The 21279-nt window shown below is 34.0% G+C and carries 26 protein-coding genes and 1 pseudogene; 15 read left to right on the forward strand and 12 right to left on the reverse strand.

Features of this window, described 5'->3' with window-relative positions:
- Positions 1–17 precede the first annotated feature (17 nt).
- From T479_RS09460 to T479_RS09485, 6 genes and pseudogenes are all read left to right on the forward strand, one after another.
- Positions 18–833: a hypothetical protein gene (locus tag T479_RS09460; protein ID WP_137034859.1), complete on the forward strand. Its 816-nt coding sequence runs from the start codon at positions 18–20 to the stop codon at positions 831–833.
- Complete coding sequence (locus T479_RS09465; protein WP_025219365.1) at positions 823–1605, forward strand: hypothetical protein; 783 nt, start codon at positions 823–825, stop codon at positions 1603–1605. The genes T479_RS09460 and T479_RS09465 overlap by 11 nt, the downstream gene beginning before the upstream one ends.
- A 176-nt stretch (positions 1606–1781) precedes the next feature.
- A complete protein-coding gene (locus T479_RS09470; protein ID WP_137036895.1) occupies positions 1782–2393 on the forward strand; it encodes a hypothetical protein in 612 nt (203 codons plus the stop codon).
- Positions 2394–3083 carry an ABC transporter ATP-binding protein gene (locus T479_RS09475; protein WP_407080993.1) on the forward strand — a complete coding sequence of 230 codons (690 nt, stop codon included), beginning with the start codon at positions 2394–2396 and terminating at the stop codon, positions 3081–3083.
- Positions 3084–3188: 105 nt separating this feature from the next.
- The gene (locus T479_RS23695; protein WP_158497877.1) at positions 3189–3356 is read left to right on the forward strand and encodes a hypothetical protein; all 168 of its coding nucleotides are present in this window, start codon (positions 3189–3191) and stop codon (positions 3354–3356) included.
- Between the two features lie 62 nt (positions 3357–3418).
- Positions 3419–4316, forward strand: a pseudogene (locus T479_RS09485) (Rpn family recombination-promoting nuclease/putative transposase).
- A gap of 103 nt (positions 4317–4419) precedes the next feature.
- Here T479_RS09485 and T479_RS09490 read toward each other — a convergent pair.
- Positions 4420–4614, reverse strand: a complete 195-nt coding sequence (locus tag T479_RS09490; protein WP_024361916.1) for a hypothetical protein — start codon at positions 4612–4614, stop codon at positions 4420–4422.
- Positions 4615–4861: 247 nt separating this feature from the next.
- Between T479_RS09490 and T479_RS09495 the strand changes: the two genes are divergently transcribed.
- A complete protein-coding gene (locus T479_RS09495; protein WP_024361915.1) occupies positions 4862–5110 on the forward strand; it encodes a hypothetical protein in 249 nt (82 codons plus the stop codon).
- Between the two features lie 875 nt (positions 5111–5985).
- Here the strand turns inward: T479_RS09495 and T479_RS09500 are convergent.
- The 3 genes from T479_RS09500 to T479_RS09510 all read right to left on the reverse strand — a co-directional run bounded on the left by T479_RS09500 (position 5986) and on the right by T479_RS09510 (position 7617).
- On the reverse strand, positions 5986–6630 hold the full coding sequence (locus tag T479_RS09500) for a hypothetical protein (RefSeq protein WP_025219370.1): 645 nt from the start codon (positions 6628–6630) through the stop codon (positions 5986–5988).
- Positions 6618–6926 (reverse strand): hypothetical protein, encoded by a 309-nt coding sequence (locus T479_RS09505; protein ID WP_025219371.1) that lies wholly within the window; start codon positions 6924–6926, stop codon positions 6618–6620. The genes T479_RS09500 and T479_RS09505 overlap by 13 nt, the downstream gene beginning before the upstream one ends.
- A gap of 187 nt (positions 6927–7113) precedes the next feature.
- Positions 7114–7617 carry a hypothetical protein gene (locus T479_RS09510; protein ID WP_025219372.1) on the reverse strand — a complete coding sequence of 168 codons (504 nt, stop codon included), beginning with the start codon at positions 7615–7617 and terminating at the stop codon, positions 7114–7116.
- A 93-nt stretch (positions 7618–7710) separates the two neighbouring features.
- Between T479_RS09510 and T479_RS09515 the strand changes: the two genes are divergently transcribed.
- From T479_RS09515 to T479_RS09525, 3 genes are all read left to right on the forward strand, one after another.
- Positions 7711–8451, forward strand: a complete 741-nt coding sequence (locus T479_RS09515; RefSeq protein ID WP_024361912.1) for a sulfite exporter TauE/SafE family protein — start codon at positions 7711–7713, stop codon at positions 8449–8451.
- Positions 8452–8462: 11 nt separating this feature from the next.
- Entirely contained in the window at positions 8463–9398 is a 936-nt protein-coding gene (locus tag T479_RS09520) for a PD-(D/E)XK nuclease family protein (RefSeq protein ID WP_025219373.1), read from the forward strand.
- A 195-nt stretch (positions 9399–9593) separates the two neighbouring features.
- Positions 9594–10067 (forward strand): hypothetical protein, encoded by a 474-nt coding sequence (locus T479_RS09525; RefSeq protein ID WP_025219374.1) that lies wholly within the window; start codon positions 9594–9596, stop codon positions 10065–10067.
- Between the two features lie 286 nt (positions 10068–10353).
- On the opposite strand, the gene T479_RS09530 is transcribed toward T479_RS09525, so the two are convergent.
- The 5 genes from T479_RS09530 to T479_RS09550 all read right to left on the reverse strand — a co-directional run bounded on the left by T479_RS09530 (position 10354) and on the right by T479_RS09550 (position 15519).
- The gene (locus tag T479_RS09530; RefSeq protein ID WP_024361909.1) at positions 10354–10656 is read right to left on the reverse strand and encodes a hypothetical protein; all 303 of its coding nucleotides are present in this window, start codon (positions 10654–10656) and stop codon (positions 10354–10356) included.
- Positions 10657–11466: 810 nt separating this feature from the next.
- A complete protein-coding gene (locus tag T479_RS09535; protein WP_024361908.1) occupies positions 11467–12795 on the reverse strand; it encodes a histidine--tRNA ligase in 1329 nt (442 codons plus the stop codon).
- A gap of 36 nt (positions 12796–12831) precedes the next feature.
- Complete coding sequence (locus tag T479_RS09540) at positions 12832–13704, reverse strand: DMT family transporter (RefSeq protein WP_025219375.1); 873 nt, start codon at positions 13702–13704, stop codon at positions 12832–12834.
- Positions 13705–14363: 659 nt separating this feature from the next.
- Positions 14364–14594: a hypothetical protein gene (locus T479_RS09545; protein WP_025219376.1), complete on the reverse strand. Its 231-nt coding sequence runs from the start codon at positions 14592–14594 to the stop codon at positions 14364–14366.
- Positions 14595–14736: 142 nt separating this feature from the next.
- Positions 14737–15519 (reverse strand): hypothetical protein, encoded by a 783-nt coding sequence (locus T479_RS09550; protein ID WP_025219377.1) that lies wholly within the window; start codon positions 15517–15519, stop codon positions 14737–14739.
- Between the two features lie 301 nt (positions 15520–15820).
- Here T479_RS09550 and T479_RS09555 point away from each other — a divergent pair, with 301 nt between their 5' ends.
- Positions 15821–16516, forward strand: a complete 696-nt coding sequence (locus T479_RS09555; RefSeq protein ID WP_227665436.1) for a DUF1963 domain-containing protein — start codon at positions 15821–15823, stop codon at positions 16514–16516.
- A gap of 425 nt (positions 16517–16941) precedes the next feature.
- Here the strand turns inward: T479_RS09555 and T479_RS09560 are convergent, their stop codons facing one another.
- Both T479_RS09560 and T479_RS23515 read right to left on the reverse strand, forming a co-directional pair.
- Positions 16942–17319 carry a VOC family protein gene (locus T479_RS09560; protein WP_025219379.1) on the reverse strand — a complete coding sequence of 126 codons (378 nt, stop codon included), beginning with the start codon at positions 17317–17319 and terminating at the stop codon, positions 16942–16944.
- Between the two features lie 88 nt (positions 17320–17407).
- Complete coding sequence (locus tag T479_RS23515) at positions 17408–17701, reverse strand: hypothetical protein (RefSeq protein ID WP_024361902.1); 294 nt, start codon at positions 17699–17701, stop codon at positions 17408–17410.
- Positions 17702–17823: 122 nt separating this feature from the next.
- On the opposite strand from T479_RS23515, the gene T479_RS09565 reads away from it, so the two are divergent.
- From T479_RS09565 to T479_RS23160, 3 genes are read left to right on the forward strand one after another with little or no spacing between them, the layout of a single operon-like run.
- Entirely contained in the window at positions 17824–18012 is a 189-nt protein-coding gene (locus tag T479_RS09565) for a hypothetical protein (protein ID WP_025219380.1), read from the forward strand.
- 41 nt (positions 18013–18053) lie between these two features.
- Positions 18054–18233, forward strand: coding sequence for a hypothetical protein (locus tag T479_RS23155; protein ID WP_036204891.1), 180 nt, complete (start codon positions 18054–18056; stop codon positions 18231–18233).
- Positions 18234–18277: 44 nt separating this feature from the next.
- Positions 18278–18466: an N-acetyltransferase gene (locus T479_RS23160; RefSeq protein WP_227665437.1), complete on the forward strand. Its 189-nt coding sequence runs from the start codon at positions 18278–18280 to the stop codon at positions 18464–18466.
- A gap of 121 nt (positions 18467–18587) precedes the next feature.
- Here the strand turns inward: T479_RS23160 and T479_RS09580 are convergent, their stop codons facing one another.
- A complete protein-coding gene (locus tag T479_RS09580; RefSeq protein ID WP_025219381.1) occupies positions 18588–19016 on the reverse strand; it encodes a hypothetical protein in 429 nt (142 codons plus the stop codon).
- A 93-nt stretch (positions 19017–19109) separates the two neighbouring features.
- Here T479_RS09580 and T479_RS09585 point away from each other — a divergent pair, with 93 nt between their 5' ends.
- Positions 19110–20798, forward strand: coding sequence for an AAA family ATPase (locus tag T479_RS09585; RefSeq protein ID WP_025219382.1), 1689 nt, complete (start codon positions 19110–19112; stop codon positions 20796–20798).
- Positions 20799–21279 lie beyond the last annotated feature (481 nt).

Here is a 21279-nt window from a genome sequence, read left to right on the forward strand (position 1 = left end):
AATAGGTGGTGATGATTATGCTGAGGAGGGAATTAAGGCGTGCTGTCTTCAATAAAAGAATGGTTTTAGTTATTATAATTATGTTTATTTTATCCTGTTTTTCTGCTTATAGTTATCTATTAAGTTCACACTTTTTTATTGATAGGGATGCAAATGACTTAACACCTGAAAGCCTAAAACATCTTCTTGAAGTAGGGGGGAATACATTTCATATTTGGCTGAATGGTTTCCATTATACACAAATAGTATTTGTATTAGCCGCCATCTATCCTTACGCTGCCTCTTTTGTAGATGAGAAAAGAGGACATTTTCATTATTTTTCTGTTATCCGTATGGGGCATATAAAATATCGTTTTACTAAATTATTTGCCAATGGCGTTGCTGGTGGTTTGGCATTATTTATACCAAATGCTCTTTTTTTCTTAGGGACGAGTGCATTTTTCGAAAATAAAATTCTCTATCCATTTGAATTTCAACCAGACGGATTATTAGGAGATTTATTTGCTACGACTCCTTTGTTTTATATTCTGTTTGTTTTAGCCTTGCATTTTTCTTTAGGTTTTTCGATAGCTATTTTTGCTATGGGGATAACAAGTTTCTTTTCAAAAATTGTTTACGTTTATGCTATTTCTTTTGCCCTTTACTTAACATTTGATATTTTTATTTCCAATTTTAATGGACTAGAAAAATTCGCATTAACTAAAATTTATTACGTCATGTCAAGTATAGACTTACAAGGGAATGATGTAGTGATGATGCATCTATTTTTAATCTTCTTAGGAACAGTAGCATTTTATTTAAATAGACAATGGGAGTTAAAAAATGGTATCTAATTTCTTTAAAATCACTTGTAAAAGAATTTTAAAAAGTAGAAAGTTTCTATGTATTTTAATTTATTTACTCATTCTTCCCCTCATAGTCTTGCTGATGAATGACTGGTCAGTTGATAGTAACAATTGGAATGGTCTATTTTTTATCTTTGGCAATAGGTATCTCTATTTTTTATTCATTATGCCTGTGTTTCTTATTTTTCTATATGATCTTGCAAATGAAGGAAACCTACGTTATTGTGCGGGGAGGTTACTTACAAAAGCTACGATAATAAAAGTTCAAATTAAAATAATGATTTTATATGGCTTCTTTCTAACTATCTATGTTTTTGTCGTTGTTATTATAGAAGCTATTTTAATTCTTGGGGGAACATTTGCATGGAGCAACGAAACCGCATTCGGACTTGATCCTTATACGTTTTTTCCTTTGGAATTGTCACCGATGCTTATAAGTAGCTTTTTTGCGATAAAGTTTTTTATGACAATTATTTTTCTAGGGAGTTTTTATTTGTATTGGCAAAGTATAACGAAAAGGCAATCCAGTAGATTAGGCGTGAGCATCATGTTTTTTCTCCTGCTTTTTAATGCTATTGTAAATTTTCATCACATCCCTTTTTTGAATATTTTAGATTTAAGTTTTGTAAGTATCTATTATTTGAACCCGCAAGATAATTCAATTTTGTTCCAGCTGTTCAGGTCACAGGCTCCGCTAAGTCTTTTAAGTATTGGACTTCTTTTTCTTGCGTTGCATCTATCTAAGGGGGTGAATTTATAACGTTGTTTTTCCATTTGTTGTCGATTATACGATACAATATTCGTTTTATCTCTAAACGAGTATTCCTTTTCTTAGGCTGGATAACAGCAACCTTGATTTTCCATACTTTATATAACCAGGGGTATACTAACTATTCGGCGATAGATGTTTATTTAGTATGTATAGGGATGATACAAATGGAGAAGCTACATGTTATACAAATCCTCATTCTATTGCTTCCCTACTTTGGAATTGCCATGATAGTAGATGTATACATAGCGCATATGATGGGGAAGCAAGCTATTTTTAGTATGCTAAGAATAGAAAAGCGATACCTATTTATTATTTCGCATGTTGTATCCCTCGCTTTTGTACTATGGTTGGTGTTATTTGTCTATCAAATCATATTATGGATTAGTTCGTTTACGCTGTATGACCATTCAATGCCAATTACTGAATCACTGTTCTCAGGTATAGAAATCCCCCAAGAGAACATGTTTCTAAAGCTAATACTTCCTGCATTTGTTGGACAATTTATCGGTACTTTTTGTGTTGCATGTGTGCAACTTGCGGTATCAATTAAATTTAACCGACTAAGTAGTGGGTTTATTTTTGTAGTTATCCTCTATTTTTTACAATTAGTTTTCCCAATAATAATAGGACAGCATACATTTGTTGCAAATATACTAGTAGATTACGTAACTTACATACGCTTTCTGATAACACAGTTACTGGTAATAGGAGGAAGCGTGATCTATCTCTCCATTTCTAGCCAAAAAAATATGTTAATTTTTTCGGAAAGGGGTTAAATGATGCAACAGTTTATTGTAGAAGTAAAAAATATCTCAAAAACTTTTAAAAAGCAGTGCATTTTTCATGCTGTATCTTTTTCATTGGAAAAGGGTAAGGCGTATGGTTTTATCGGTCATAATGGTTGCGGTAAATCAATTTTGTTTAAAATACTGAGTGGTTTTCTTTCCCCTGATAGTGGTGAAATAAAAGTATTTGGACAAACGCTCGGAAAAGAAATAGACTTTCCTAAAAATACAGGCATCATGATAGAAACGCCTCATTTTCTTGATGACTATTCTGGTTTTAATAATTTACGCTATTTAGCTGCAATACAAAATAAAATAAATGATGCAACGATTAAGTCTACACTTGAAAAGGTAGGGCTAAATCCTGAAAGTAGACAACCTGTAAAAAAGTACTCTTTAGGTATGAAACAAAAATTAGGGATTGCTCAGGCTATTATGGAGGATCCTGATTTATTAATCCTTGACGAGCCATTTAACGGATTAGATAAAACGAGTGTGCGAGAGATTCGTACATTATTACTTGAACTGAAGAACAAAGGTGTGACGATTCTTCTAACGAGCCATATGTCAAAAGATATTGAATTGATATGCGATGAGGTACTTGAATTCAATAATAAAAAATTAGAAAAAATGAATGTTACAAAATTTAGCAATAGAGATGAGGATGTACTTCCGATATAGAACGACAACCGACAAAAATATTGTCGGTTGAAATGTCGGTTATGGGCAAGTTACTCTAGCAGTAACAGAATCAATGCAAGCAAAACAGAAAGGGGGCAATCAATAATGAAAAACATTCTTTCCTTAATTTTAGTGCTTTGTGGCGTCATCATTGCTTTGACTTTAATGGGTTTTATTCATGTACCGTTATTTTACCCGTATGCGGGAATAATAATTTGTTCGACGATATTATTACGAATTATGATTAATACAAATATTCGTTCAGTTCAGTAAAACGTCTTTGTCTTAACTGTTCAAGCTAGTAATCGAGAACATTGAGAGCAAACGATACAGAGGTGAATGATAATTTGAATACACTTAGTCAAGTTCCGCTTTTAAAATTATTGGATTTAAAGATCGATTTTGCTTTTAAGCAACTTTTCGGTAGTGAACGAAATAAGCAATTTACAATCGCATTGTTAAATGCTATTTTACAACGTACTGGCAGAGTACCTATAAATGAAGTGACTTTTATTACTCAAGAAGTCAGTGGCGAATATATAGAGGATAAACAATAAAAAAGACATGTTTAAACGTACTTTATTTTATTGGTCAAGATTGTACAACCTACAGTTACAAAAGGGAAAGGGATACCATACATTGAACCCGACCATTACAATTAATATTTGTGATTTTACTTTTTTTCCAAATGCAGCCCATTATCATAGCACCTATCATTTATATGACGATATTTCTTTACAACGTATACAAGACAATGTGTTAGAAATTCATTTTATTGAAATGGATAAGTTTTTGAAGGTATGGGCAAAGGAACAACATCCTTCTAATAAATTAGACAGGTGGTTACTGTTGCTAGGTATGGTAGATGACAGTAAAAAGATAGTTCGTCAAGATATATACAATGCATTGGAGGACATCGCAATGACAGATGAAAACATACGTAAAGCGTTTCAAGCATGGCAAGAAATTAGTCAAGATCCCGAAACCATTCTTGCTTATCAATCAAGGGTCAAATATATGCTAGATGAAGCTGCTAATATCGAAGATGCAAAATATCATGCAGAACAGGAAGGCATAGAAAAGGGCATAGAAAAAGGCATGAAAAAAGGAATGAAACAAGGTATAGAAGGCATTGCAAGAAAGATGATTAGAAAAGGTAACAGCAATGAAGAGATAATCGAGTTAACAAACTTATCACTTGAAGAAGTTCAATCTTTACGCCAAGAGATTTAAGAAGAGAAAAAGCATTCTGGGAACATAGCCGTTCCTTGAATGCTTTTTCTTTTATAGTGGATCTGGAATTATCAATGATTGTTGATCTAGCGTGCTATGTCCACTAAACGCCCATTTTTCTACGCGTATTACTTGCTTTTTTAGTTTGCTGACTTTTCATTTTTTTTGTAGAAGTATCGCCATTCATTTTCCCTTTAGTCGCAGCATTTTTGTTCTTTTTATTTTCTAGTTGTTGTTTTACTGCTTCTTGCAGACTCATTTTCTTTTTTGGTGCTTCTGTCTGATTATTTTCTGTCATAGGAGATTCCCCTTTTTGAATAAGATTGTTAATAGTTAGTTCCAGTATAATCTATTTTCCGTAATTTGTGAAACCCAGTACAAAAAACGGAAAATTTGTTGGGGGAGCGTTAAGTACTGCTTCTTTCTATTTCTATAATAAAAACAAACCTTTGTTATTTTCAAATAAATGTTTATAAAATGCATATTTTTGCTTTATTTTTCTCATTCTAATATATACAAGCACATTGAAAGGATGTGGGAATATTTTGTACAGTAGAAAACAATTTATATGGGCATATTGTATTTCTAGTTTTACTTCGATTATTGGCACAATAGGCATTTTTCTAATATTAAATTATTATCAATATACAGCTGACTTTGGATTATTTTATAAACTGTTACTTGCATTTATTAGTGGAGGTCTTATTGCTTTTGCATTAGGGCTGATATTAATGAATTTATATTTTGAAAGTATCTTCTCCCACAATAAAAAGAAAATGAATGATGTAATATAAATTGTAAAAGTCGTTTGGTCCAAAATTTTAGGATGCAATCGACTTTTTTATGGTTGATTATCGTATAAAATGAGATTATTTGCTGTTAAATGGATATTTAAGAATGAAAAATATCCCAGTACCTATTACTGCTAAAAGAAAAGATGCTAGTAAATCCAGTAAACTTAAATCATCCATTTCCTTCACTAACTTTATGAAAAAAACAAGAAAGAAAAAGCCTGATGCGATTATTACTTTATCTTTTTTTGACGTATTCCTAATTGGAAACACCTCCTGATTGTTTGAAGAAGATGCATGCAATAGCAATGTATTTAAACTATCATCATAGTAAGGGCAGTACTAGTCAAATCCAAAAGGAAATCTTATATCTAATAGTGTAACTATGCATGTTAAGAAAAGAGCCCATACCATAGTCGTGAATAACCTTCTTGTATAGGAGGATTTTGGTGTTTCTTTGTAAGGCGAACCTGTTACAAATAAAGATACGAAAATAATTAGCGTAAAATACAAAAAATAAGCGAGTGATTGATAATACCACATAATACTTCACCAACTTTCCTTGAAGTACGAAATGGTTGATAACTTGAATTGTACTTTTTGCACAAGAAGCTGGCATACCAATCTTTCCTCAATAGATACCTAGCATTATCGGGTAGTAATTGAGTGAGTTAATCAAATCCAAAAGGAAATCTTATATCTAAAAGAGTAACAATACATGTCATGATAAGAGCCACTACCATAGAGGCTAGTAACCTTCTTGTATAAGAAGACTTCGGGGTCTCTTTGTAAGGCGAACCCCTTACAAATGAAGGTATAAATATTATTAAAGTAAAATATAAAAAATAAGCGAGTGATTGATAATACCACATAATACTTCACCAACTTTCCTTGAAGTATGAAATGGTTGATAACTTGAATTGTACTTTTTGCACGAGAATGTTACTAATTAAAATTCTTACATGCCAAATACCTAGTTTCATAGTAGAAGGGTCAATTCGTAAATGAGGATTTGCCTGAACTTTAGTTGCGCCTTTTTCGAATCGTAAAAGGTTGTCCATTATATAGTACGTTTCTTCAGGACTAATCCATTCAATTGTGATAATATGCGCTGTTGTTTGCGCCATTTTATTGAAATGCAATGTGATTGACAATGAAATAAAAACATCATTTACAAATACTGTAGGTGTAATATTGACACCATCTATTTTTTGATTGTTTATAGTAACACTTGCTGTCATATTAACTTGTTGTGTTTTTTGCTTTTCTGTATAAACAGAATAAATCATTTGCCCATCTTGGTGAATTATTGGATTGCTCGGATCTAAAAAGTAGTTATCCTTTGTTTGAAAGTAATATAATGTATTGTTAGGAAAGTTTTCAATCTTTACTTCCCAATATTCTTTTACTTCATTATAAAAGCATTGTTGAGTCAATAACTCATCATGTATTTTGTAGCAAATATCCAAATGTTTTATATTTTCAGAAAAATTAAGTTTGAAAGAAGCGATTATTTCCACCATCCTCTTTCTTGCCCTAAACGATAGCCAAAGTTTACGCCAAGTGTTACGCCTAAGCCAATACCAGTTGTTTTTACTGCTGTTGAAACAACAGTCTTGGCAACATTTTTAACTGGTAAGTGAACATTAGCAACATTTTTTATGTGTGCATTTGCTTTGTTTTGGTTGGCTGTTTCTCTAGCAATACTTGCACCCTGCAATCCACCACCCACCGCACTAGCGATAGTTGTAACGGGCCAAATCTGATCTTTAGCCGTTTTTTTAGCAGCATTTACAATACTTGATCCCCAACTCGACATAAGTCGTCCTCCTTTGTCGTTTTTTTACGGAAATTTTATCATTGAGAATCATTCTCGGTCAATGGTTTTATGGGGAAATTTTATTATTTTTTTGCTAATAGTTGATAAGGAAAAAGGGGCGCTAAAATCAGTAGTTAGGCACTGTGTTATTATAAGAAAAAGCTAGTGCGCAAAGGTGATTGTGCAGCTAGCTTTTTGCTTTATGTTGAAGTAATAGCCCGCGAATAATGCCGGCGATAAAGATAACGAATAACAAAGCAAGAAATGCATATGCATGCCATTGTTGTAAAATACGATGATGTCCCATTGCCACTGTTAAATCATTAAAAAGTGAATATGTAAAATATAGCAAAATACTGTTTTTAATAAGACAAAAAGTAATCATACCATTTTGTCGCTCCAGATGAGAAAGGAATGGCTTGTGTTTTCGTACTACTGGATAAGCAGCCTTTATTTCTAAGTAGTGTAAAAGTAAAAAAAGCATTAACGCTACAAAGGGTAAATAGAAAATGGCGATTTTAGGGCCAAACTGTGCATGGTCAGTCGTAAAGCTTTGTAAAACAGGAATGGATGAGGGGAGCTTACGATATTGAATTAACGTTGCAGTAATGCTAGCAGTAAAAATGGTTGCTACAACAATCGTTAGTTGTTTACAAAGCCGCGGCATGGGTGTTTTTTGTTGTGCATGCATGAAGATCACCTCAATATGTTCATCTTTCAAAATAGGATTCTGTTATACTGTAACATAAGATTAACATCATTTGGATGTAGAAAGAAGGATTAGATGGAATACGTTTTATTTTTAGTGATCGGTATTGCAGGAAATCTAATTGGTACATTAGTCGGCGGTGGGGGTTTAATCACATTGCCAACGATGATGCTGATGGGCGTGCCGGTTCACTCAGCGATTGGGGCAAATAAAGTTTCCAATATGGTCAGTGCTTTTTCTAGCTTTTATACGATTTATAGAAGAAAGGAATTGTCATGGGCGGAAATGCGTTCCGTTTTGCTTGTATCTTTAATTGGGGGAACATTAGGTGGGCTTTTTGCTTCCTTTCTGAATGGTCAGACGTTAACACTAATTGCTATTATTTTACTAGGCTTTGCACTAATCATGTCCTTTATCGGTGGGGCTGATTTTGGTGAAGTGGACAGTTTTAAAATGAATCGAAAAACAGGTCCCATTTTGCTTGGGGTAGGATTTTATGATGGGTTATTTGGTCCGGGTAGTAGTACGTTAGCGTTATATACTTATGCCCATGAAAAACTTTCCTATATAAAAGCAGTAGGTTTGTCTCGTGTAGGCGTTTTTGCCATGTGTGCTGGGGCAGCTATTACGTATATTGCAACGGGAAAAATTGAATGGCCGCTAACAATTGTCTTAATGATAGGCTCCATTATTGGTGCACAAATAGGCATTATCCTAGCTACTAAGGTAAAAGCGAATCAAGTAAAAATTCTGTTACGCGTTGTCACAATTGTGTTGATTTTGCAACTTTGTTATGATTTCTTCCACCAGTTATAAGGAGGGTTTCCATGTTTGACATATCACCATTTCCAGCTTTTTCTTGGTCATTTTCACGCCATAAAACGTTAACGAGCTGCGCCAGAAAATATGGATATGAATATTATTTTGCTCATAATGGCTGGTTGAGCTATCAAGTTGAGCCCTTTCATCAGCATGTGTATCGCTTAAAAAAGTTGCAAGCGATGCCTATTTTATTTGGACAAATTGTTCACCGGCTCATCGAACAAACCATTATTGATTATTTGCAAACGGGGGCAGTGCCGTCAGTTGCGGAGCTTGTTAATCGTGCTCGTGGTCAACTAAATGCCGCCTTTATTGATTCAACCCGTCATGGAGACTTGTGGCGACATCAGCCTAATAAGTATTACATGATGCAGGAAATTTACTATGACGGTCAACTAAATGCTGAATTGATAACAGACTATAAAAGTAGGTTGGACGCAGTATTTACAAACTTTCTTCTAAGTGAGACGTTTATGCAAATAACTGCGCAAACAGGTTCATTACGGGTTGGTGAACCCGAACAGTTTCGCTCAATGAAAATTGAGGATACACAGGTTTTTGTGGTGATGGACTTTCATTATTACGATGATATGGCCGATAAATGGATTATTATCGATTGGAAGACCGGAGGAAAATCCGATGATGATCGTCAGCAGTTAGCGCTCTATGCCTATTACGTCCAACAAAAATACGGGGTAACGTTAGAGAAAATTGAGGTATACAATGAATATTTACTAACGGGGCAGCGAAAGCAATATACATTTACATCATTTGATATGGACACTATTTTACATACATTTCGACGTAGTGTACTGGAAATGAAAAAGTTTCAAGCAGATATTCTGACAAACGAGCCAGTGGATATTGAAGACTTTCAGCAAACGACGGATGAATGGCGCTGTAAGGGCTGTAATTTTAAAGAATTATGTTATACCAAATGAGTGGAATATGGAGCGAGTGACCGCAAGAGACCAATTAATTTAAATAGTCGCACGCATCATTTTTATATATGAGTGAGCTAGTTGCTCCTGGATAATCTTAAAGTTTATATTTCGGCTGCCATGGTATAGTAACTGTAGATTGTTGTGTTTTATCTAGTATAACCAAATGTTAATAAGGGTAAAGGGGAATTATTTATGGCTTTATTAAAAGATTATGGTGGTCAACCTAGCTGTGAAGTTGAAATAAATTTAAAATTAGTTAATGATGAGAGTGTAAAATTCTACATTCATTTCCGCTACGGACCTGCTTTTCCAGAGGTACATACAGAAATCGCTTGCTTAAAAAGAGATTTCTTAAGGTTATTAGATGATTTAAAACAAATTGATATTATGCACCTAAGTATGCTAGAGCCTCACGATCCAGGTTTGTGTATTTATCACATTCCTCTATTTGGTAATTATTATTATCCTGGACATGGTTTTCTTCAAGTACCCGAACATGAAAGGGATGAGTGGGAGCCTTATTATAGATTAATTTTTGTATTAGATGCAGGGGAGAAGAATAGTCATAGAGCATCAGAAAGTGGTCCTTCACTATGTCTAAAAGTAAAAATGGAACAAATTATCGAATTTGTAGACAGTTTAATAGCTGAGGTAAATAGTTTTTGAGTTTATAAAGAAATCACTGGTGCAGTATAAATTAGTGCAACACAGAACGTTAATCAAGCCCTTAAAACACAAGTTGAGTACTTATTATTAAGTCATCAAAATAAATAACTAGAGGCTGGGACAAAAGAGAAAAAGTGTTAGATTGATGGCAGTCAATCTAACACTTTTTTGCTGCGCCGTAGTTGTCTGCTTCGGTGGTGCTTTCTGCTCCATATAGCAAAAATTTATGAACATTTTTCCTCTGTTCCTTAAATTTTTTTAGTTATGTCTCAGCCTCAATCTTTTTTCAAATATAATGAGTTGATTTTTTCTGATTATTTAAATAACGTTCTCTAGTGTATTGTGTGTAGTCTCTAGTAAGTTTTGAAAGAGATGTAGGGTCAACATTAGATTGCATAACCTCAAATAATTGCGGGTCGTATGAAATGATTTTATCTTTATATGAAGCTATTTTTATAATTTTCAGCAATCCTATATCACCCAAACGATTATAATGTTCACTTGTAATAAGGATTTCTTGCTCACGGTGCAAGTTTACCCATCTTCTTATGCGGAATTTATTCATATGGATATTATTGTTTAATTTCATGAGTTTGTTTATCCTCCTTCTCTGTTCCTATTGTAGGAAATAAAGAGTGGAAAGTATATAAAAAACAGACAACTAATTAGTTAGCGGTTCCATGCTGCATAATAGTTTGTTCAATTATTTCCTCAAGCGTATAACCAACTTTCAGTAATTCTTGGGTTGTTTGTTCTAGTTTGTTCATTTTGAAACCTCATTTTAATTTTTCTTAATTCCGATATTAATATATTTAAATTTGTTAGAAATATCAAAAACACTGAATTTATAGGGGCGTGAGTAACGCTAATAGAACAGAACACTCCGGGAGAATGAATGGTCTTTCGTTATAAAATAAGTGACTAAAAAGCGACCAAAAACGATTTACAGTAACAGTTAGCGATTAATAATGATAATGCTATAATTGAAAACCGTTGTTACATAAAGGTTTTGATTTACTCAGAACCTGTATGAGAGCTTAAATTAAGTTTCAAGCAGATATTCTGACGAACGAGCCAGTGGATATTGAAGACTTTCAGCAAACGACGGATGAATGGCGCTGTAAGGGCTGTAATTTTAAAGAATTATGTTATACCAAATGAGTGGAATTACGCAGTGAATGACGGCAAAAGTGGCTAATTAATAATCATGGCTAGCTTTAGTATGCCTTGTGAAGTTTTGGTTATGAATTGACATTTATGACATATAAATAGGATTGCTACGTCTTGTAAAAGTTAACGTAACAATCCTAGTATCAATATTTTCATGGGGGGATGTTTAGTAATTGGCGTTCAAGAAAAGTTGTTTAACAATCGTGTTCCTAACATCTTGTAGTTATCATTAGATACAGTCTAAATTATTTAAAATATCAGTCACTTTCGACTGCATGGTCTCATTCTCTATGACAGCGTGAATTAATGGTTGTTTTCCAATAAGTTCTATAATCATTTGATGCTTATTTTGTTGAGCGAAATGGACGATGTCACCAAATGGAGATTGATTATAATAAATATCCACATCATAGTATTTTCTTAATTCCCGAGCAATCACAAATAGTTTTGGATGGAATTCTACGTTGGTATTAGCTAACAATATTTTGGAAGGTAGCTCGATATTTTTATCAATATAATCTAAGCTTTTCAAAACGGATAACAGTCTTTCTAAACCAAAGGCTAAGCCAACGCCTGCTTCATTTGCATTGCCCACAGCTGAAACTAACTGATTGTATCGTCCACCGCCTAAAATTGCTCCGATTTCAGTATCGATTGCAACGCCCTCTAATATATAACCTGTATAATAATCTGCTCCTCTTGCTAATGTTAAATCTATTTTTATATTGGATTGAACATTTTTTGGCAAATAAGACATGATAAATTTCAAATCGGCTGCCGCCTTTGCTGCGGAAGGGCAGTTATCAAAGAACTTTTCAATTTGATTGATTTGATTTTGTAAATCATCAAATTGCGTTAAAAGGTTAGCAAAACTCTCAATTTCCATTAGGGTTTGATTTGCGATATTTAAAGGAATATTATTTTCTAATAGTTTGTTTTTAACACCTTGTAATCCATCTTTAGACACTTTATCAGCATAGTCTAAAGCTCTTTGTAATCCGAGGTGCTCTTCTTTGCTTTGCAAACCGACTTTTAGTGCTAAAGCTTGTATAAGTAGTCGGTGGTTTATTTTTAAAACAAAGTTTTTTATGCCTAATATAGTTAGTAATTCATGTGCCATTACTGTAATGTCGATTTCAGCTAATAAACTGTCTGCGCCAATTATATCAGCATCGCATTGGGTAAATTCTCTAAAATGACTTTTTCCAGGCTCGTCATCTCTAAAAGAGGGACCAATTTGATATCTTTTATAAGGTCTTGGTAAATCTGGATACATACTTGCTACTCTAGCCAGTGGAACGGTTAAATCATAGCGAGCAATTAAATCCTTGTCGTTTTTATCTTTTATATGAAAAAATAACTTTTCTCCTTCTCCGTGGTGTCCGTTAAATGTCTCTAAGTATTCTAAAATAGGTGTTTTATGTGGATTAAAACCATAGTTTTCATATACTTCTTTAATAATATTGATGATGTGTTCTCGATATCTCATATCAAGCCCTAAAACATCTTCGGTTCCTTCAGGAATGGATAGTTTCTGTTCACTTAGATTTAAAACCATGTTAGAATCTTCCTTTCGATGAGTAATTGAATTGAACTAAATTTTGTTTTGAAAATATATTAAAAAAGTTAATCCGATTAAGATAAATAAGCCTCCTAATAATTGAAGCGGTTGCATAACTTCCTGCAAAAATAGTAAGCCAAAAATAGAAGTAAATATCGGTTCGACCATACTTATCATCGAAACATTTGTTGAATTAAGAATCTGTAGAGATTTAAATAACGTTATTTCGCCAATAATAGTTGAAATAACAACAATGTAGAATACGTAAATCCATGCATTTGAAGTAAAATTCCAATGTAGTTCATTTCTAATTAGGCCAATTAAAATTACACCTAGTGCAGCAAATAAGGTAACATACGTACTTGTTACGACTGGGGAGTTATTATCAGTGACTTTTTTTCCAAGGATCATATAAAGTGCGTAGACAATAGCTGCTAGTAACGCTAAAGCTACACCTTTCATATTTATACCTTGAAAAGAAACCCCTAATAAAAAAATCATGCTAATAAAGGTGAATAATAAAGCGATGATTGATTGTATCTTTAACTTTTCTTTGTAGATAAAAAAAGAAAAAATTGATACAAATATAGGAAATGAAAATAATAATAAGACGGCCATCGATGATGTTAGATATTTTAATGATTCAAAATGCAAGACTGAAAGCAGTGTAAATAACACACCACCTAATAGAAAAAGTAACTTGAAATCCTTTTTGCCTATTTTAAACGTTGTTTTTTTCCATATTAGAAATATAAAAAATAATAAAGAGCTTATTGAAAATCTTAAAACGAGTAATGTATAAACGGACATACCAAAGCTATATGCTTTTATTGCGAAAATAGGCATTATGCCAAAGCATAAAGCTGAAATAATTGCATAAATAGTGCCCTTTTTTAAATCTCTCACACGAACCTTCCTTCACGAATTTATGGAAAGATGAAAAATAATAGCAATGTAAATTTTTATTAATCGCTAGAATCTGTATATTTCATAAGTTTGCTGCAACAGCAATAGATATACCCTCGAGTTAATTTAATCCTATCATTACAAATTCCGACATTACAATGGTGGGATTCCGAAATTTTTGCTTTCGGAGACCGTCAAAATTTGTGCGGACACCGTAAACATTTATGAAAAAGTGATGGAGGGACGATAAAATTTAACGATTAGAAACGCTGGTATAGAGGCCCTTTTGATATACATTGGAGAAATTGTTAAGCTTCTTGCTAACAGTTTTACAAACATTTAATAGACAGGGTGAAATTGATAGAATATGGCAAATTAATAGCGCTGATGAGGATTCATTTGGAACGGTTGGAGTAGGTGAGTATATGATGTTTGTAGACAAAGAACGGAAAGGATTAACCTTCTTCTGAAAAAGGTCATGAGATTTTAGCGGAGAGTAGGGAAAATACACACAGCGTTAGCCGCAATCAAACCGCTTACAAGCAGAGGGTTGCGGCTAACGCTATGTTGAATGAGAAGCGTCCGCACGTAGCGGAAATCAACTGCAGTAGTTAAATTCTACGAGTGGGTGTACGCGCTAAGATAGCTATTACCTCAAGTTATTTGTGTAAAACAAAAAAACCAATAATCGCAATAAAATTGAACAATACATTTACAAGCATATAGACAGGTCGTTGTTCTTTATATGTAACAACCATCGAAATGATAGCTGATACAACCGCTAAAGGAATAGTGACAAAAAAGATACCCCACAAGTAATAGCCATCTATGTATACCATAGCAGTCAGAACAGCAGTAATAATGGTCCATATCATGGTGTTTTTTGACATAATCTCTCCTCCTTATGCTTAAAAATACAAAAAAATCATAGCATAACAAGGCGATTATCGTAAACTAAGAAGCTAAGGTGATAGTGGCTACTAATGGAAAATCGGTGGGTTGAAGGATCCCACCGATAAAGTTTCCAGCTATTTAGTTCAATGCCATGAATTCGTTTAATTCTTCAACTGTTAATGGTTCTGTTTGACCAATCTCCGTATGCACATCAAAGACAGCCGAGTTTCGAATTGTTCCAGTTATTTCACCGGAAGTATTTTTTAGGACACTTGCTGCATTAAGGAACCAAAAGTAATGATCTTGTACTTTCTTTGGGAAATTTGCGCCAAACATGCCGTTGACAAAAATAGGTGCACGGAAATGCATCGTCTCTTTTTTTAATGTACCAACAATTACAATTTTCTTCTTACTTCTTGGGGGTACTGTCACCTCAATTTTTGCAGTGGCTGTTTTAGATTCTGTTTCACTCTTTGATTCTCCTGTAGTCGTACTAAAAGAGAACTCCATGCCTGATTCAAAAATTCCTTCAATCGTAAATTTGGAGGAAAAATTTAATCCAGTTGTACTTTCAGAAGACCATGTTTGTTGACTTTGCCAGCTACCTTGAACTTCTAAAGTCATCGTAGCTGCTTCATCTCCATGATTTACTGCGATATTGCTCCCAACAATGACTGACTTAGGTGGTGCCCCATCTCCTTTTGTATAAGAAAAATCACCAAGTGTTTTGAAACATGGGTGACCATATTGTTCAGTGATTGCAGGCTTAACCCCCTTAAAATACGTTTCACTATTGACGGCGATTCCATCAGGGTTGACTTTGAATTTTTCCTTGAATGCTTCTCTCACTTTGTCATAACTTGAATTCACTGCTGGTAAATCTGCAAACGAAAATTTTTCTCGAATTAGTTGAGTTGTCATGTATCTTCCTCCTAGTATATACGTACTTTGTGCGAGTTACCTCGATGATAAATTGAATGCTTCCGACCAAGGAACCTCCTTTACTATTTTATTTATTGATACTTACTATTTAATAAGTACCTCTTTATCACTGTAAAACAATAAATGGAAATACAATACTGATAAATGTTAATATTTAGGTCATTAACATTTAGATTAAATTTTTTCATGTCTCTACAGAAGCGGGATAGTTAGACAACAGTAAAAAGGCTTTTCGAATTTCTAGGATATTTAATATAATAGATAACAAACATACTAGGAGGTGAAATTATTGAATATTGCACAAATTAAACATGCACTATTTAAAAAAGCTACTATCTTTCAAACAGGAGGATACCGACCAACAGAGGAATTAGGTGAAAGTTGGATTGGCAAAGTTGTATGGGAAAAAGAAGGAGAAACTATTCCATCTAATTTCGACCCTATTTGTACAATGTTTTTATATAATTTACCTTATGTACCAAAGGAATTAACAAGTTATCAATTATTAACCCTATATATGGACTTCGATGTATTCAATAATCTAGATAGAGATGATTTAGTTTCATTTTTTAAGATAAATTGTTATACGGAACTGGATGAATTACAAAAGGTAAATAAACAATCTAAGAAAATAAAGCCTTTTCCTTTAACCCCTGTATTCATTAATAATGATGCACCTGCTTGGGAAGATTCGGATAGTATTACCCCAGCAATTGAAAATGAAATTTTACGGCTTGAATTTGAGGAGGACATTGAATATTACGATGACATTGTTGAAAAAATATATGCCACGCATAAAATTGGCGGGTATCCTTCTTTTACTCAAAGTGGCGTTTCTTTCGGGGAAGAATACCCATTTATATTTCAAATAAGTTCTGATGAAAAGGCTCGCTTCAATATTATAGATAGTGGTAGTTTTTATTTTTTCTACAATCCAGAAAAAGGGGATTGGATTGTGTACTGTGATTTTTATTAATGTTCGAGTGTGGTGTGTCAAGAGTCCCTAAGATTGAAAAGATGAGGGACATCCTTCAATATTAGAATTTTGCTAAATAAGCCAGTTGAACATTTAACAGGAGGTTGTGAGTTATGATCCGCAATGGAGAATTCAACTACCTGGGAGCTTACAGTGGTGAATGGGTGAGGACGAAGACTATAACTATGCTTTTATAGTAAAACAAAGTGTAACTATAGAAAAAGAGAACAACTTGTCCTTTGTTAAAAAATGAGCTAGGACAATCAATTCCAAGCTCATTTTTCCTGTGCTGTTTAAAGTCATTGTAAGTTGAAGATTTATTCAATATTTGAAATAAAGGATTGGCCTTATAACTATATCAGCATAGCAATTATTTTCCGGTGTACTCTGTGTATCATAAATACCTCGTTGTTTGTATCCTCAAATTAATAATTAGCAATTTCGATTAAATTGTTGTCAGGATCACGAATATAGACTGAAGTAATGGGGCCAAGAGCTCCTGTTCTATTAATTGGTCCTTCTTCTATTCGAATAGCAAATTGATGTAAATGATTTATGACAGCGGGTAAAGGTACATCCGTAATGAAACATAAATCAGCACTGCCTGATGTAGGTCTAATGGCTTTAGGTTCGAATTCTTTACCTACTTCATGTAAGTTTATTTTTTGTTGGCCAAAGCGAAGTGCCTTTCTTCCTTCTCCGAATGACACGATTTCCATTCCTAATATTTGTTGATAAAAAGTACATGTTTCTTCAATATTTTTTACAGTTAAAACTAAATGATCTAGCTGTGTAATTTTCATTTGCAAGCTCCTTTTTTGTCTATTTCGCTTATATTGTAAATGAATAGAAGGGAGACTAAAACTAGTCTTTTTAAAACAACAGGGGCTATTAGCTGAACATATGCCCAATGAATAATGTAAAAGAGATGATTCCTGCAAAAATCAGGGTTAATGTGATTAGTATAAAGCTTAAAAATAATGACTGTATATTTTTGACATCTTTCAAACCAATCAGTGCTAGAAAAAAACAAGTGATTGTCATAAGCAATACAGCGCTTAAAGGGTGAAAATGAAAGTAAGTTATAAAAAAATTTAAATATGTGGCAGATGAACTGATGATAAAAAATAAAAGGAGGGTGCAAATGAATAGTACCATGGATGCTAGATTTGAATTTACTTCCATACAGTACCTCCTATCTATAGAATGCAAACGATTTTTTGGTAAGCTATGTTCCATACAATGCCAAAATACAAAGGGAAACGGTTATACTTTTTACAATAATAAGTAGCAATGGTGGTGACAACATGGGGATCGCAGAAGTGTTAACGGTTATTTTTATTGTGCTCAAGCTAACAGAGGTTATAACATGGTCGTGGTGGTTGGTGCTGTTGCCAGCGATGATTTCTTTTAGTATCTACGTGCTTATTTTAATAGTAAAATTGGGCGTCATTATGGTCACGGTCGTGGCAATGAAGAAACGTAAAGAACGATAGGTACCGCAATTGTCACTATTTTTTAAGTTGGGGTGAAAAAGATGAATGACAATGTAGAAGTTTTATTAGAAAATCATGAAGCATTTGTTACATTTCTAAATACTAAGTTAAGAGAGTTTAATGATGAACATTCATCTTATCATAAAGAAATACGAAAGAAGGGTGCAGTGCAGCCTTTAAATATTATTGTTTCCAACGAGAGGTTTATTGGGATTGGTTAGAAATCAATAAGTTTTGGTTTAGCAAGGAGTATCGAAAACAGGGCTTGGGTGGAAAATTGCTTTTACAAGCAGAAGCCACTGCAATCAAAATGGGCGCTAAAAAGGCATTGTTAACTACCTATGATTTTCAAGCGCGAACATTTGATGAAGCAAGAGGTTATCTAGTTGTTGGGGAAATAAAAGATTATCCGCCTGGAAGTAGCTATTTCACGATGGTTAAACAGTTAGTTTAATCACGTCAATAAGGAAATATTAAGGTACAGTGTAAGACGCAATATTTTGGATGGCGCAGTTTGCGTCTTACTACATATGCTGTTCCTGTTACTAGGTCTTCTTGCTAATTTTTATGTCATATTAAAATAATTTTTCAATATACGTCGTGTCCAATTTATCTAATAGCTTATAGTCTTTCATATAATTTTCTTCATATAAATATACAAAAAGGTGGGTTGAATCATCAATCCGTATGCCGATTTCACGATTATCATTAATCTTGAATGTTAACCAGTATGCCTCTTTTACGTCAGACTTGGCAAAAAGCACTTTGCGAATCGCTTTATCTTCGAGCAAATGCATCATTTCATCGATTTTCGCTGTATCTGTTATTGTAATTGTTTTCTCATCAGATGCTCGGATAATTTCAATTTCCTTAATCTGTTCAATATCGAGTTGTTCGATTACTTCCTTATTAAAAGTAGAATCTCGAGTAAGTAAAGTTGTCGCCACATAAAGGATGATAAGGGGTAATAGAATCGTGAAAAGTATTTTATATCTTTTTTTCATATTGTTCTCCTTAAATTCTAAAAATTCGCACATATGTATTCTGTTCCACGCTATAATTGAGCATATACTGAAATGATAAAGGATGGCAATAAAATGAACGATAATCATCAAGAAAAAGAGCTTTTTTACCCAGATGGGACATTAATGTACCGTGGTGGCGTTAAGAAAAATGATTTTGGTCATGATATATACGATGGCAAGGGGACGATTTTTGATCAAGAAGGTGAACGATTATTTGAAGGTGAATTTGTTAACCATATGAAGCAAGGTAACGGCATCATGTATTTAAAGGGACAAATGATTTATCAAGGCGAATTTATTCAAAATAAAAAACAAGGCAATGGTATTTTATATAAAGGTGGAAAGATTTATTACGAGGGCCATTTTCGCAATGATTTAATGGATGGCTATGGTATTTTGTATTTTGAAGAGACTGTCATTGCACCTTTTAAAGAAATACGGGCGCAATATCCGCATTTAAATCGACCACATTATGAAGGTGAATTTGTACATGGCATGAAAAAAGGGAAAGGTACACAATATTACCCAAGTGGTTTTTTACAATATGAAGGCGATTTTATGTGGAACCATATGCAAGGGGCAGGGAAGCTGAACTATGCCCCCGAAACACCAAGCACAGTGGAAATTGAATCTGCTTTAACCCCCCTTTACTATGAAGGGTATTTTTTTGAAGATATGAAGCATGGTAAAGGAAAAGTGTATTCAAGACAGGGTGTGCTAGAAGCAGAAGGTCAATTTAAAGAGGATGCGATGACAGGGAAAGGCACTCTTTATTATGCCAATGGACAGGCATCTTATATTGGCGACCTTGTAAATGGGGAAAAGCATGGTCGCGGGGATTATTATAATGAGGCTGGTAAAATTATCTATAGCGGGGAGTTTATCCACGGAGAACGTTTACGTATTACGCCTGAAGTAGAGAGAGAGATTAACAAGCTACAGGCGCAATTAGATGGCCTTGTCGGGCTGCCGAATGCCAAGAAGGAATTACATAATTTAATCAACTTTATTAAAATTCAAAGTTTACGTGTCGATCATGGCTTAACGAGTTTTCCAATTACGTATCATCTAGTCTTCTCCGGTAACCCTGGAACAGGCAAAACGACTGTTGCGCGCATTATTGGGCAAATATACAAACATCTTGGTGTATTGTCTAGTGGGCATTTTGTTGAAACCGATCGAGCGGGATTAGTAGCAGGTTATGTTGGTCAAACCGCCTTAAAGGTACAGGAAGTAGTGAAAAAAGCGACCGGTGGTGTGTTATTTATCGACGAGGCTTATTCATTAATTCATGATAAACAAGATGCATTTGGTAAAGAGGCCATTGATAGCTTATTAAAGGCAATGGAGGATTTACGGGATGATTTAGTCATTATTGTAGCTGGTTATACCGAGCTGATGGAGGCATTTTTACAAGCCAATCCAGGTTTTAAATCGCGTTTTAATCATTTTGTGCAGTTTGATAATTTTACTACGGATGAGCTGTATGAAATTTTTGCGATGCTCTGTAAAAATAACGATTATCGTTATGGTGATACTTTTACCCACTATATGAAAGCACAATTAACTCAAATTCCTGTTGAATCCATCCCGAACTTTTCAAATGGACGTTATATCCGAAATGTCTTTGAAAAGCTGGTAACAATCCAGTCGAATCGTTTAATCCAACAGCCTACTATTACAAGAAATGAACTGATGGAATTTACGGCTTCAGATATTGAACAAGCGATTGCGGAAAATCTTTTTGATAGTACGTTTTAATAGCTAGGAAGTTGACGACCTATAAGCATTCATCATATTCACTATGAACGATTCATATAGTGAATAGATGATTTTTATATAGTAGGGAGAGTTTGATGAAAAAAATAGTGCCGTTACTATTGTTACTTGGGTGTGTTTTACCAACATTTTTACACATTACAATCACCTTTAATAACAACATCAATGTCAACAAGGGTAGTAAGAAAGAAGATTAGCTATTTATATGAATGCGATGAGGCTTGGACAAAAGAGAAAAAGTGTTAGATTGATGGCAGTCAATCTAACACTTTTTTGCTGCGCCGTTGTTGTCCGCTTCGGCGTTGCTTTCCGCTCAGCACAGTAAGCCGCAACCCTCGCTAACGCGCGGAATGCCCGCGTCTTACATTGTATGCGTTCTGAGCAGGAGTCACCGCCTTCGCTACCAACAACTAGTGAACACTTCTATTTTTTTAAAATAGTCAAGTTCCTATAATAGGGAAAA

The sequence above is a fragment of the Lysinibacillus sphaericus genome, from assembly GCF_000600105.1.
Taxonomy (GTDB): domain Bacteria; phylum Bacillota; class Bacilli; order Bacillales_A; family Planococcaceae; genus Lysinibacillus; species Lysinibacillus sphaericus.

What these genes read in the sequence shown, in the direction of transcription:
- T479_RS09460 (WP_137034859.1), top strand. Translation starts at nt 18, where the DNA reads ATGCTGAGGAGGGAATTAAGGCGTGCTGTCTTCAATAAAAGAATGGTT.
- T479_RS09465 (WP_025219365.1), top strand. Translation starts at nt 823, where the DNA reads ATGGTATCTAATTTCTTTAAAATCACTTGTAAAAGAATTTTAAAAAGT.
- T479_RS09470 (WP_137036895.1), top strand. Translation starts at nt 1,782, where the DNA reads ATGGAGAAGCTACATGTTATACAAATCCTCATTCTATTGCTTCCCTAC.
- T479_RS09475 (WP_407080993.1), top strand. Translation starts at nt 2,394, where the DNA reads ATGATGCAACAGTTTATTGTAGAAGTAAAAAATATCTCAAAAACTTTT.
- T479_RS23695 (WP_158497877.1), top strand. Translation starts at nt 3,189, where the DNA reads ATGAAAAACATTCTTTCCTTAATTTTAGTGCTTTGTGGCGTCATCATT.
- T479_RS09490 (WP_024361916.1), bottom strand. Translation starts at nt 4,614, where the DNA reads ATGACAGAAAATAATCAGACAGAAGCACCAAAAAAGAAAATGAGTCTG.
- T479_RS09500 (WP_025219370.1), bottom strand. Translation starts at nt 6,630, where the DNA reads ATGGTGGAAATAATCGCTTCTTTCAAACTTAATTTTTCTGAAAATATA.
- T479_RS09505 (WP_025219371.1), bottom strand. Translation starts at nt 6,926, where the DNA reads ATGTCGAGTTGGGGATCAAGTATTGTAAATGCTGCTAAAAAAACGGCT.
- T479_RS09510 (WP_025219372.1), bottom strand. Translation starts at nt 7,617, where the DNA reads ATGCATGCACAACAAAAAACACCCATGCCGCGGCTTTGTAAACAACTA.
- T479_RS09515 (WP_024361912.1), top strand. Translation starts at nt 7,711, where the DNA reads ATGGAATACGTTTTATTTTTAGTGATCGGTATTGCAGGAAATCTAATT.
- T479_RS09520 (WP_025219373.1), top strand. Translation starts at nt 8,463, where the DNA reads ATGTTTGACATATCACCATTTCCAGCTTTTTCTTGGTCATTTTCACGC.
- T479_RS09525 (WP_025219374.1), top strand. Translation starts at nt 9,594, where the DNA reads ATGGCTTTATTAAAAGATTATGGTGGTCAACCTAGCTGTGAAGTTGAA.
- T479_RS09530 (WP_024361909.1), bottom strand. Translation starts at nt 10,656, where the DNA reads ATGAAATTAAACAATAATATCCATATGAATAAATTCCGCATAAGAAGA.
- T479_RS09535 (WP_024361908.1), bottom strand. Translation starts at nt 12,795, where the DNA reads ATGGTTTTAAATCTAAGTGAACAGAAACTATCCATTCCTGAAGGAACC.
- T479_RS09545 (WP_025219376.1), bottom strand. Translation starts at nt 14,594, where the DNA reads ATGTCAAAAAACACCATGATATGGACCATTATTACTGCTGTTCTGACT.
- T479_RS09550 (WP_025219377.1), bottom strand. Translation starts at nt 15,519, where the DNA reads ATGACAACTCAACTAATTCGAGAAAAATTTTCGTTTGCAGATTTACCA.
- T479_RS09560 (WP_025219379.1), bottom strand. Translation starts at nt 17,319, where the DNA reads ATGAAAATTACACAGCTAGATCATTTAGTTTTAACTGTAAAAAATATT.
- T479_RS23515 (WP_024361902.1), bottom strand. Translation starts at nt 17,701, where the DNA reads ATGGAAGTAAATTCAAATCTAGCATCCATGGTACTATTCATTTGCACC.
- T479_RS09565 (WP_025219380.1), top strand. Translation starts at nt 17,824, where the DNA reads ATGGGGATCGCAGAAGTGTTAACGGTTATTTTTATTGTGCTCAAGCTA.
- T479_RS23155 (WP_036204891.1), top strand. Translation starts at nt 18,054, where the DNA reads ATGAATGACAATGTAGAAGTTTTATTAGAAAATCATGAAGCATTTGTT.
- T479_RS09580 (WP_025219381.1), bottom strand. Translation starts at nt 19,016, where the DNA reads ATGAAAAAAAGATATAAAATACTTTTCACGATTCTATTACCCCTTATC.
- T479_RS09585 (WP_025219382.1), top strand. Translation starts at nt 19,110, where the DNA reads ATGAACGATAATCATCAAGAAAAAGAGCTTTTTTACCCAGATGGGACA.